The sequence below is a fragment of the Sorangium sp. So ce131 genome (assembly GCF_051519095.1).
Lineage (GTDB): Bacteria > Myxococcota_A > Polyangia > Polyangiales > Polyangiaceae > Sorangium.
Window position 1 is genome coordinate 1729415 of sequence record NZ_CP150455.1, and the last position, 11559, is coordinate 1740973.

An 11559-nucleotide genomic window follows, 5' to 3' on the forward strand; every position below is an offset into this window, starting at 1 on the left:
GACCCAGGTCGGCTCACCTCAGGTAATCGTCGATCGCGTCGTACCAGACGCCGGCCATCCGGGCATAACCAGCCTCATTGGGATGGACTCCGTCGCCGAGCTCGGACGTGGGGAAACCCGTGAACTGATCGGCGAAGACGATGTGCGCGCCCGCCGCGGCTCGCTCCTCGACCAGCGCGGGGATGGCGGCGTTGAACGTATCGACCGCGCCCGCGGCCCCCGGAAAAGGAATGATGTTGCTCACGACGATGAGCGCGTCGGGCGCCTCGGCGATCAGCTCGTCCAGGAGAGCGCCGAGGCGCATGGGGGCGCCGTTCGGGGTTTGATACATGTCATTGGTGCCCGCATGGACCAGCACGATGTGCGGCACCTCCCGGAGCGCCGGGGTCGGCACGCGATCGGCGATCTGCTGGATGGTCTGTCCGCTGATCCCCTCGTGATTGCGGGGGAACGGCACGCCGTCGACCATCGTGGGGCCGTTCATCTGCTGCGTGCCCGTGAACGTGATCTCGTGGTCGTCCTCCAGGGCCAGGTGGAAGAGCTCGACCCGGTAGCCGCCGTTGAATCCGAGACCGAAGGTGATCGAGTCCCCGAGGGGCAGGATCTTGCAGGGGCCCGTCTCGGGGCAAGGCTGGAACCCTGCATCGGGAGAACCTCCACCTCCGCCCGAGCCGACGGAAGACGTGCTCCCGGCGGGGCTTCCCCCGGTGCCCTCCCCGCTGCTCCCCGTGGTTCCCCCCGTGGGCGCCTGCCCACCCGAGCCACCGGTTCCCGTCGGCCCGCCCGCCCCGCTCGTGGTCGAGGCCCCTCCCGTCGGAGCGCCCCCGGAAGAAGTCGTTCCGGACCCACCCGAGCCACCGGTCGACCCGCTGGGATCGCTGGAGCAGGCCACGGAGCCGACCAAGAGAAGGCTCGCGAGGGGAATCCCACGGGCGAAGGCGAAGGCGCCACGGCGGACGAGGAGCGAAGAGGTCGAGGGCGACATGAGCAGAGCTCCCGGTCGTAAGCGACCGATAGGGTGAAAATTTATATTTATGGCAGAAGTCTTGCGGGAAATCGGCTCAATGCCAGACCGCCCGCGCGGCCTCTGCGAGGAAGTGGCGGGAAAGGTACGCGGCGCCCGCGCCGACGTCGTTCAAATTCCCGGCGAAGGTTTTCAGGATCTCGACGCGCGGGATCTGAACCGCTCGGCGCAAGCGAGCAGAAGTGCCTGCTCGGGCACGCCTCGTGCACGAAGCGCTTGACCCCTCCGTTCCTCGAAGTCGACGATGTTCCGGGGCGACTCAGAGCATGACCGCGGAGCTTCCAACAAAATACGGATCGGCCCTCACGGGATCGGACTGGGTGGGGCTGCCTCTCCGGATCCAGTACGTGCCCGAAAGCGGCCGGCTCGAGGGGCTCTTCACGGACAAGGATGCGGTCCTGGTGTGGGCAGGAGGCCCCTCGCAGGTCGACATTCGCTTCGCGGACCCGACCTCAGGAGAGACTCGGGAGCACTCCTTCGAGCGGCTCTCGGGCATGATGGACCTCTTGCCGCGGAGGACCAGGCTTCACAGCGTCGAATGGCGGGGGCGGCCGTCCGTGGTCACGGGGGTGAGCTTCCCCGAAGAGTCCATGTTGGCTCTTTGTTCGTCTCCGTCCATCGGCTTGGTTCCGGAGCGGGGCCCACAGTTCGGTCTGGTCGACGCCCACGTCGTCGACCTGGTCCATCGCCTGCGGGCGCAGGCCGAGGGGCAGGAGTACTTTGGAGCCGTCTACGTGCAGTCGCTCTCCTTGGCGCTGGCCTCCTACCTTTCGGCGCGGTACGGAGCGGAAGCCAGGGCGGAGATCACGCTGCGCCACGCGAGCCTCTCGAGCAGCCAGCGCACGCAGATCGAGCGGTTCGTGGACGGCGCGTTGTCCTCGAACTTCGGGCTCGTCGATCTGGCGGGGCTCGTGGGCTACTCGCCGGACCATTTCTCGCGCTTGTTCAAGCATACCTTTCACCAGACTCCCTATCAGTACGTGCTGTCGCGCCGCATCGAGAGGGCCATGACCATGCTCCGGGACGAGCGGCTGTCCATCGCGGAGATCGCGCTGGCGTGCGGCTTCTCCAATCAGGGGCACCTCACGACGGCGTTCAAGCGTCGTACGGGGACGACGCCCGGCGCGTATCGAAAGAAGTGATCGCCCGGCCCGCTTCTCTTTATCGCCCGGCCGGCGCCTCTCTGGGCATGAGGGCCGCGGGCGCTGCGTCGCTGCTCCCGGGGCCGGAGCGCGCCCTCACGCCGCGCGGATGTCGCTCTGGAAGGGGGAGAGGTTCTCCGGAAACAGGAGCCAGGCGAAGAGGCAGCGCACCTCGAAATATTCGTCGGCCGCGATGGCCGCGAGCGTGGGGTCGAGCCCGTCGATGGCGTGCCCTTCCCAGACGAAGCCGGGCACGCCGCGCGCCCGGCTGACGAGCCCGCCGGTCTGCAGCTGGTCGCGCGCGCGGAAGCAACGGGCGAGCGACATGTTGACCGCCGCCGTGAAGCCGGGCCGGTGCGCGATGCGCTCCGGCAACGCGACGTGGTCGAGGCCGGCCGACCAGCAGAGCCAGCAGAGGGCGGCCCACTCGGCGCGGGCCCTTCGCATCAGGAAAGACAGCGGCAGCGCCCCTGTGTCGAGCGTCTCGTCCACGGTGAGCTCGACGGTCTCCACGCCGTTCTCGGTCTCCTCGGTCAAGGTCGCCGCCGTCCGCGCGAGCTCCACCGGCCCGTCCGGCAGCACGTGCGACAGGTCGGGCGGGAGCCACGGACAGGGCTCCGCGCCCGGCAGGCTGCGCTGCGCGGCCTCGCGCAGGCGCAGCAAGCGGGTGGCGTAGACCTGGATCTTCTGCCGAACCTGCTCGATCGGCTGGTCGAGCTCGACCGTCACCGATCCGTCGTCGGGCATCGGATCGATGGCCTGGCGCGCCGGCCAGAAATCAAACTCCGGGAACAGCAGCCGCACGAAGGTCCTGAGGTGCTCGGCCGCGGCGGCGGACTCGGGCTCGATGCGGTCGGCGTCCTCGAGCGCCCCGCGCGTGTCGCCGACCTCGATCCGGAGGAGCGCGCGCGTGACGCAGGTCGAGCGGCGCTCGGGCTCGAGCAGCAGCGCCGCCTCGACGAGCGAGAGCGCGACGCGGCGCGACCCGGGCAAGACGGCGGCGAGCGTGCGGTAGGCCGCGCTCGGCTCGGCGCCGAGCAAGAGCTCGTCGAGGGCGCCGAGCGCGGTCGCGCCGGACGCCTCGAGCAGCGCTCGCCCGCGCCGCTCCGCGACCTCGGGTCTCAGGCGCAGCGCGGCGCCGCGCAGGAACTCGGCGAGCCTCTCGCGCTCGCCCCCGCGGACCGCCGCGCGGGCTGCGGCGCAGCAGGCCTCGCGCGCGCGGCCGCCCTGCAGGAGCTCGCGCGCGAGGGCCCAGGCGCGCTCGGCGTCCCACGCCGCGAGGTCCTCGGCGAGCGCGGGCGACGCGCCGAGGCTGGCCTCGTCGAGGGCCGCGCCGAGCTCGCGCCGGACGACCGTCGCCCCGTCCGCGTCGAGCCCCGTGAACACGCCGACCGGGTGACCGTGCCAGTACTGGCCGCGCTCCTCGCGCAAGCGCGGATCGAGGTAAGGGCTCGCGTCCGGATCGGGAAACCAGCGGACGGAGGGGCCGTGGAAGCGCCCCTCGGGATCGAGGTGCCGCTCCTCGGAAGGGCGGCCCAGCGCGTCGTACCGGAGCTCCCGATAACGCGCTCCAGCGCGCGTCTCGACTTCCTGAGAGGGCTTGCCCTCGCGCGTGAAGTAGCGGTGGATGAGCGACGCCGAGGCTTCGTCCTCCGCGCGCACCAGCCAGCGCTGCGACCCATGCTCGTAGTCCGCCTCTCCGGCGACGCCGGCGGGTCTGTCGGGCCAGCGGGAGCCGTCCGCGGAGATCGGGTGTCCGGCGCGGTCGTAAAACACCTGGCGCACGGCGCGCCCCTGCCGGTACTGCGTTCGCAGCTCCCAGGCGCCGGGCGGCACACAGCACGATCGCAGCTTGAGCTCGGTCGGGGCGTCGCTGCCGTACACCACCACCTCGCCGTCGAGCTGGCCGCCGCGGTAGCGCCCGCGCTGCGCGGGCTCGCCGCTCGGGTGGAACACGGTGAACGGCCCGTCCTTCACCCCGTCCGCGTAGCGGCAGCGCGAGAGCAACGAGCCGTCGCTCGCGCGGTACACGCAGCGCTCGCCGGAAGGACGGCCGCCTTCGTCGGTCTCCACGAGCTCGAACGTCCCGTGCTCGGGGTTGTACCTGGCCGAAGGCGGAACCGACGGAGGTCGCTCCGCGCCGAGGCGTGTCGTCGCGTCCACGCGCCGCAGTCTATCGGGTTCCGCGCCGACACGGCGGCTGTTCACGCTGGTCGCAAAGATCCATGAGGCGCGGGGCCGCCTACTTCGGCTCGAGCGACTGCACCGGGTTGTCGGCGATGCCTCGCCGCGCTCGCCGCCCGCGCCCCCCGACGAACGAGGGCGGCCTGTTCAGATGTGGGAGTTTGTAAGGAGTATTGACATGCACGTGCTGGCCTGGTAAGTGAGCGTAGCGTCCGAAGCTGCGGGTGAGCTCTTGCCTCGCGAGGCGACGGACGCGCAGGGCTTCTTCCCGCCTACACGTCGCCCACGTCGCCCACGTCGACGCCCCGCCACCACCTGACAACAAACGCAACATGCTTGGAAGGCCCGACCTGGACGTGGGGAAGCTGACTTCCCCCTGGCCCCGATGCCAGCGCCCTGGGGCTCCCCTCGCGGACCGTGTTGCCGAAGGCGCCCTCTGATATAAGGGACCCGCAAACCACGAGCTGGAGATCCGTGTATGACCGTTCTGATCGGCGATAAAGAGTACTTCCCCGGTGTCGGCAAGATCCCCTACGAGGGGCCCGAGTCCGACAACCCCCTCGCCTTCAAGTGGTACGATGCCAATCGCGTCGTCGCCGGCAAGGCCATGAAGGATCACTTCAAGTTCGCCGTGTGTTACTGGCACACGTTCTGCGGTCGTGGGCACGATCCGTTCGGTCCGGGGACGATCCACTTCCCCTGGGATGAGGGCAAGGACGCGCTGACCCGCGCTCGCATGAAGATGGACGCGAACTTCGAGTTCATCACCAAGCTGGGCGCGACGCACTACTGTTTTCACGACATCGATCTGGTGGAAGAGGGCGACAGCCGCGCCGAGACGTCGCGCCGCCTCCAGAGCATCGTCGAGTACGCCAAGCAGAAGCAGGGCCAGTCGGGCGTCAAGCTGCTGTGGGGCACGGCGAACCTGTTCTCCAACCCGCGTTACATGAACGGCGCCTCCACGAACCCGGATTTCTCCGTGGTGGCCTACGCCGGCGCTCAGCTCAAGGACGCCCTCGACGCCACCATCGCGCTCGACGGCGAGAACTACGTGTTCTGGGGCGGCCGCGAGGGGTACATGAGCCTGCTGAACACGGACATGAAGCGCGAGAAGGCTCACTTCGCCCGCTTCTTGACCCTGGCGCGCGACTACGCGCGCTCGCGCGGCTTCAAGGGCGTCTTCTTCATCGAGCCGAAGCCCATGGAGCCCTCCAAGCACCAGTACGACTTCGACGCCGAGACCGTGATCGGGTTCCTGCGCGAGCACGGTCTGGACAAGGACTTCAAGCTCAATCTGGAGACGAACCACGCGACGCTCGCCGGCCACACCATGGATCACGAGATGCAGGTGGCCGCCGACGCCGGCATGCTCGGCAGCATCGACGCCAACCGCGGCGACTACCAGAACGCGTGGGACACCGATCAGTTCCCCTACAACATCAACGAGACCGTGGAGATGATGCTCATCCTGCTCCGCAGCGGTGGGTTCCAGGGCGGCGGCGTCAACTTCGACGCCAAGCGCCGCCGCAACTCGACGGATCTGATCGACACCTTCCACGGGCACATCGGCGGCATGGACGTGTTCGCCCGCTCGCTCATCATCGCCGACGAGCTGATCCGCAAGTCGCCGCTCGAGTCGATGCGCAAGGCGCGTTACGCGTCCTTCGACAACGGCAAGGGGGCAGAGTTCGAGAAGGGCAAGCTGACGCTGGAGCAGCTGGCCGAGATCGGCAACGCCGGCGGCGAGCTCAAGCTCACGAGCGGTCAGCAAGAGCTGTACGAGAACATCATCAACCGGTACATCCGCTGAGCTGAGCGGTCGAGGGAGCGACAGCCGGGCGACGCCGTGGCGAGCCCGGCTGTTTTTTGACCTCACGCAGGACACCGGAGGCCCGAGGGGGCCTCTGCCGTCGCGGGGCCGGAGCCGTACGCAGGCAGGGGCGCCATGCTAGAGTGGCCCCCATGAACCATCGACACCTCGGCCAGAGCGGCCTGCTCGTCAGCGAGCTCTCCTATGGCAACTGGATCACCCACGGCTCCCAGGTGGAGAAGGACGCGGCGTTCGCCTGCGTGAAGGCGGCGCTCGACGAGGGCATCACCACGTTCGACACGGCGGACGTCTACGCGAGCACCCGGGCGGAGGAGGTGCTGGGCGAGGCCCTCGCCGGTCAGCGCCGCCAGGGGCTCGAGATCTGCACCAAGGTGTACTGGCCGACCGGCCCTGGGCCGAACGATCGCGGCCTCTCGCGCAAGCACATCATCGAGTCGATCCACGGCAGCCTGCGCCGCCTGCGCACCGATTACGTGGACCTCTACCAGGCGCACCGCTACGACGTCGAGACCCCGCTGGAGGAGACGATGACCGCCTTCGCCGATCTGGTCCGGCAAGGGAAGGTCCTTTACATCGGGGTCTCGGAGTGGACGGCGGAGCAGATCGAGCGCGGCGCGGCGCTGGCGCGCGAGCTGAAGGTGCCCTTCGTCAGCAATCAGCCGCAATACTCGATGTTGTGGCGGGTGATCGAGGCGGAGGTCATCCCCGCCAGCGAGAAGGTCGGCGTGGGGCAGATCGTGTGGTCCCCGATCGCGCAGGGCGTGCTCAGCGGGAAGTACCTCCCCGGCCAGCCGCCGCCGCAGGGCAGCCGCGCCACCCATGAGCTGGGCTCGCGGTTCATGGCGAGCCTCATGACCGACGACGTGCTCACCCGGGTGCAGAAGCTGAAGCCGATCGCGCAGGACGCCGGGCTCTCCATGGCCCAGCTCGCGGTCGCCTGGGTGCTGCAGAACCGCAACGTGTCGTCGGCGATCGTCGGCGCCTCCAGGCCGGAGCAGGTCCGCGACAACGTGAAGGCGGCCGGGGTGAAGCTGGACGGCGCGATCCTGAAGAAGATCGATGAGGTCCTCGGCGAGGTGGTGGTGCGGGATCCGAAGAGGACGGTGAGCCCGGCGAAGCGGCCGTGAACCATGCCGGCGGGCCCGGAGGGCGCCGCGCTCACCCCGCGTCTCCTCCTCGCCGACGTTGAGACGGGCATCGGAGTCGGGTTCACCATGTTCATGGGGAACACCGACATGCACATGTTCAAGATGTACGACGGCGAGGTCTACGGCGTGAGCGCGATCTCGGGCGCCGCCAGCAGCTCGGGCTGGGAGTGAACGAGCGCGCTCACAGATCGCGGAGGTTGAGCGCTCCGATGAAGTCGCCCTTGCCGACGTCGATCCCGTTGTGCCGCAGGATCGAGTACGCGGTGGTGGCGTGGAAGTAGAAGTTGGGGAGCGCGAACTCGAACACGAAGTCCGAGCCCTTGAGCCCCTTTCCCGGCAGGAACGGCAAGGAGATCGCGCGATCCTCCGCGCCCTGGAACTGCTCCGGCCTGAGCGCCCTCACCTGCTCGAGTGTCCTTTCGATGCGCGCGCGAAGGTCCTTGATCGTCTCCTCGCCGGTCTCCAGCTTCGGCGGCTCCGCGCCGACGAGGACCGCGCTCAGCCGCAGAGGCCAGGAGATGACGGCCTGGATCTGGCGCCGCAGGGGCCACTGGTCGGGCGCGAGGCGCGCCGTGAGGAGCTCCTCCGGGTTGAACTTCTTCTGCTCGGCGTACGCCTCGGCCTTGTCGAACCAGACGGGCACCTGCACGAGCATGCGCGCCATCTGCGGAAACGAGCTGTCGTAAAGGCTCATGATCTCCTCCTCGTCGACGGGAACAGCGGGCGCTGCTCTCCTCCCGCCGCGGCCGCGCGTCAACCCCGCCTGCTCACAGATCAGGGGGCGCGCGGTCGCCCAGGATGTCCCGTTTGCCGAGCTCGACGCCCTTGTTCCGCACGATCGAGCAGGGCGTGGTGGCGTGGAGATAAACCCGGCCGGCGGAGGGGCCCGCCGGCCGGGGCGATCGGCGCTCACTCCAGCAGGTGGAACTGCCCCGCGGCGTCGAGCGTCCAGATCTGCGGCTCGAACGCGGTGTCGAGCGCCGCCCGGACGTAGAGCAGCCGGATGTCCTTCGCTTCCAGCTCGGCGAGCAGCGCCGGGTCGATCCCCGGCTCGAGCCGCGGATCGAAGATGAAGTCCTCCGAGAAGTTGTGGTGCTGCGGGCGGTACGTCTGCGCGTGGTAGCTCCTGAGCACGATCGGGCTGCTCGTCAGCCCCTCGATCCGCGTTTCCACCCACTTGTGCAGGGGCGCCGTGTACCCGGCCGTGGGGCCGGTGGGGTACGGCGGCCAGTAGTAGGACGTCGCCACCGTGACGCCGGCCAACGAGACCGTGCGCTCCTGGAGCAGCGCGCCCTCGACCGGCGGGCCGTCCGCCGGGCACTCGCCGAGCCGCACCGCCTCGAGCGACACGGCGAGCGGCGTGCCGTCCCAGTCGAGCGACGGCACGGGCGTCGCGTAGCTGCCGGTGAGCTGCAGCTCGAGGTCGCGGAGCGCGAGCAGCGGGCCCAGCGACGGCGGCAGCAGCTCGGGCACGGGCGAGGCGGAGAGCGCGTAAGTGATCTCCGAAGGCCCTTCGCTGTGCACGAACGAGTCCGTGGCCACCTGCTCGGCGTACGTGTGCGCCGCGCCGGGCCACGCCGCGGGGCTGCCCGTGAGCGTCTCCACCGCGCCGCCGGCGACGTAGGTGAAGGTGGCGTCGGCGAAGAGCGAGCCCGCGAGCACCTCGGGCGTGAGGAACCCGCTGTTCGGCGAGAGGCTCGCGCGCACCTTGAGCCGGTGGTTCGCGAACACGTCGCCGAACTCGCCCTGGAACGTGCAGAGCTCCCGCGGCTCGTCGAGCAGGAACGGCGTGAGGCGCGGGGTCGTGTCCGGGAGCGAGACCTCGCGCACCTGCTTCACCACGAGCTCTCCGGGTCTCATCTTCTTGTACTCGAAGTCGAGAAGGAAGGACGTCTTGCTCGGGTGCACCTCCTGGAACCGCTGCTCGACCAGGCCGAGCAGGGAGGCGAGCTCCCGGTACTCGCCCTCCCACTCCAGCACGTGGCCGCCGAGCGGGAGGAGCGTCGAGCCGGCCAGGCGCGTGAGATAGGTGTCGTCGCCGAAGTCGGTCACGGTCACGACCTCCGGCAGCGTGCCCCCCTCGGGGTTCGTGACGGAGGTCGCCCCGACCTGGCTCACGAGCTTGATCTCGTCCGAGAAAGAGACGCCGTGCGAGAGCGTCGCGACGCCGTTCGCCATCTCGTCCTCGTCAGGATAGGAGTAGTGGACGAGGATCCCCATGCCGACGTCGGCCTCGTCCACGCCGTAGAGGAGCCGGGCGAGGAAGGCGTTGTCGTTGTAGAAGCTCGCGTACACCTTGCGGATCGCGCGGAAGACGCCGCGCTCCTTGTCCTCGTCCGCGTCGCAGACGCTCGGCCCCGCCTCGTCTTCGTCCTGGTCGTCGGCCAGGCAGCCGCTGTAGCTGTCGTAGAGGCCCGCGCCCGTGAACACGGCGCTGTCCTCCACGTTCGTCGAGCTCCGGAACCGGATCTTCCTCGTCGCGTCAAAGCCGGTGAGCGCCGCCTCGACCGCCTGCCGCTGCGCCTCGGTGAAGGTGGTGTCGTCGGTGATCCGGTCGCGGATCGCCGCGAGATCGGCCTTGAGCGCCAGCATGTCGGGCGGGTAGGTGTAGCCCCCGAGGCGCGCCGCGATCTCGGCGCGCAGGGTGCCGCCGCCGGGCACGACCTGGTCGAGGAACTCGTCCCAGAGGTCGAACGACAGCGCGATCGCGGGGTCGGAGCTCTCCGGGATGGCGTCCCGCAGGAGGCCATAATTGGCGGCCTTGCCCCCGAAGTGGACGATGTCCGCGGGGCCGAGATCCTCGGTGGACCCGGCGTAGGCGCCGAGCGGCTCCTTGGGCTGGAGCCCGAGATCGCCGGGCTGCTTCAGATCGAGCAGCTGCGCTCTGTCCGCCGGGGTGATCCCCGCGGCGTCGAACAGCGCGGCGCGGCACACGACGCCCCACTCCAGCGAGGCCCGCAGCGCGATCTGCTCGCCGTCGAGATCCTTCGCGCGCTGCGCGGCGGCCGGGTCGCCGATGTACACGAACGGGATGCCGAACGAGGTGGCGAGCAGCGCGGTGTGCGCGTTCGGCGTCGACGGAGACAGCGAGATGATGCCCGCCACATAAGGCACCTCCGCAGGGACCGAGTCGGTGAGGAGGATGTCCTCGGCCCGGAGATCGCCGCTCGCGTAGGCGGCGTCGATCCTGTCCGGCGGGACGTACCGGAGCCGGCCCACGGCCCAGCCCGTGGAGTAGCAGGCGTCGCCCTGGAGCCACCGCTCGACCGAGCTCACCGGGAACCCGCTCGCCTCGAAGAACGCGCTGTGCTCCGCGGCCGACTCGGCCTGCTCGTAGGTCGGGAAATAGAAGGGCTGCGCCCCGCCTGGGGCGATGACGCTGTCCTTCACGAGCTCGAGGACGACGCGCACCATCTCGGGGTCGTAGGCGTCCTGCCGGACGAGCTGGATGCCGTACTCGGGCTCGGTCTCCGGTCTCGGGGAGATGAGCACGGCGCCGAGGATGGCCTGCTGCCCCTCCTCGTAGAGCGACACCTGGTCGAACTCGTCCGGCGTCATGCCGAAGAACGGGTCGAGCCGCGCGGTGGCGAACTCGCCGTGGAAGGGGAACTCGATGCTGTTCTGGTAATAGACCTTGGTGGGGTCGTGCATCAGGACGGTGAACTTCACCCAGGTGGGATCGTTCGATGTCATGGCCCAGGCGGCGAAGGCCTCGTAGGGGAAATCGATCTGGTTCTTCCAGTCCTCGGACGGGGTGATCTCGATGGGGTAGGTGTCGACGGGCCACTGGTAGCCGTCGCCCCCACCGCCGCCTTCATCACCTCCACCGTGGCCGCCGCCGCCTGAGCCGCCGGTCGCGCCGCCACCGCCGGTCGCGCCGCCGCCGCCGGTCGCGCCGCCACCGCCGGTCGCGCCGCCGCCGCCGGCGCCGGTGCCTCCCGGATCCCCTGGGGCGTCATCCCCGCAGGCGGCGAGGAGCCCTGTGCACGATAACGCGAGTGTGATGCAGGCCAGCCGGCCAAAGTGGAGCGTTCTCATCGGCAGCGACATGGTACAACGACCGTGCCACCGTTGCCGTGAGGGCGTTCCAGCGCCGCGTGGTGGGGGGTGGGGCGTTCACGTCACGCGGATGGCGCAACCGGGCACAGCGAGGCGAGCGTGGACCGCCTGTGCCCGCTCGCTGCGCCCCGTGGCGCACGCCTTTTGCCGGCCCTCCCAACATGGTAGTCG

General features: G+C 69.6%; 8 protein-coding genes. 4 read left to right on the forward strand and 4 right to left on the reverse strand.

The genetic code is table 11. The annotated features are described in order from the left end of the window. Positions 1–13: 13 nt before the first annotated feature. A complete protein-coding gene (locus WMF43_RS06280; RefSeq protein WP_437678219.1) occupies positions 14–892 on the reverse strand; it encodes an SGNH/GDSL hydrolase family protein in 879 nt (292 codons plus the stop codon). A gap of 398 nt (positions 893–1290) precedes the next feature. On the opposite strand from WMF43_RS06280, the gene WMF43_RS06285 reads away from it, so the two are divergent. After that, a complete protein-coding gene (locus WMF43_RS06285) occupies positions 1291–2166 on the forward strand; it encodes a helix-turn-helix domain-containing protein (RefSeq protein WP_437678221.1) in 876 nt (291 codons plus the stop codon). Between the two features lie 96 nt (positions 2167–2262). On the opposite strand, the gene WMF43_RS06290 is transcribed toward WMF43_RS06285, so the two are convergent. Further along, entirely contained in the window at positions 2263–4329 is a 2067-nt protein-coding gene (locus WMF43_RS06290) for a toxin-antitoxin system YwqK family antitoxin (protein WP_437678223.1), read from the reverse strand. A gap of 499 nt (positions 4330–4828) precedes the next feature. Here WMF43_RS06290 and xylA point away from each other — a divergent pair, with 499 nt between their 5' ends. The 3 genes from xylA to WMF43_RS06305 all read left to right on the forward strand — a co-directional run bounded on the left by xylA (position 4829) and on the right by WMF43_RS06305 (position 7500). Then, on the forward strand, positions 4829–6160 hold the full coding sequence (gene xylA, locus WMF43_RS06295) for a xylose isomerase (protein ID WP_437678225.1): 1332 nt from the start codon (positions 4829–4831) through the stop codon (positions 6158–6160). Positions 6161–6312: 152 nt separating this feature from the next. Further along, a complete protein-coding gene (locus WMF43_RS06300) occupies positions 6313–7308 on the forward strand; it encodes an aldo/keto reductase family protein (RefSeq protein WP_437678227.1) in 996 nt (331 codons plus the stop codon). A gap of 3 nt (positions 7309–7311) precedes the next feature. Further along, entirely contained in the window at positions 7312–7500 is a 189-nt protein-coding gene (locus WMF43_RS06305) for a hypothetical protein (RefSeq protein ID WP_437678228.1), read from the forward strand. Positions 7501–7510: 10 nt separating this feature from the next. Here WMF43_RS06305 and WMF43_RS06310 read toward each other — a convergent pair whose 3' ends face one another. Together WMF43_RS06310 and WMF43_RS06315 are read right to left on the reverse strand one after the other, a co-directional pair. Then, positions 7511–8023, reverse strand: coding sequence for a DUF1993 domain-containing protein (locus WMF43_RS06310; RefSeq protein WP_437678230.1), 513 nt, complete (start codon positions 8021–8023; stop codon positions 7511–7513). A 215-nt stretch (positions 8024–8238) separates the two neighbouring features. After that, on the reverse strand, positions 8239–11367 hold the full coding sequence (locus tag WMF43_RS06315; protein WP_437678232.1) for a PEP/pyruvate-binding domain-containing protein: 3129 nt from the start codon (positions 11365–11367) through the stop codon (positions 8239–8241). Positions 11368–11559 lie beyond the last annotated feature (192 nt).

Coding starts and splice junctions, on each gene's coding strand:
- WMF43_RS06285 (WP_437678221.1), top strand. CDS start 1,291: ATGACCGCGGAGCTTCCAACAAAATACGGATCGGCCCTCACGGGATCG.
- xylA (WP_437678225.1), top strand. CDS start 4,829: ATGACCGTTCTGATCGGCGATAAAGAGTACTTCCCCGGTGTCGGCAAG.
- WMF43_RS06300 (WP_437678227.1), top strand. CDS start 6,313: ATGAACCATCGACACCTCGGCCAGAGCGGCCTGCTCGTCAGCGAGCTC.
- WMF43_RS06305 (WP_437678228.1), top strand. CDS start 7,312: ATGCCGGCGGGCCCGGAGGGCGCCGCGCTCACCCCGCGTCTCCTCCTC.
- WMF43_RS06310 (WP_437678230.1), bottom strand. CDS start 8,023: ATGAGCCTTTACGACAGCTCGTTTCCGCAGATGGCGCGCATGCTCGTG.
- WMF43_RS06315 (WP_437678232.1), bottom strand. CDS start 11,367: ATGAGAACGCTCCACTTTGGCCGGCTGGCCTGCATCACACTCGCGTTA.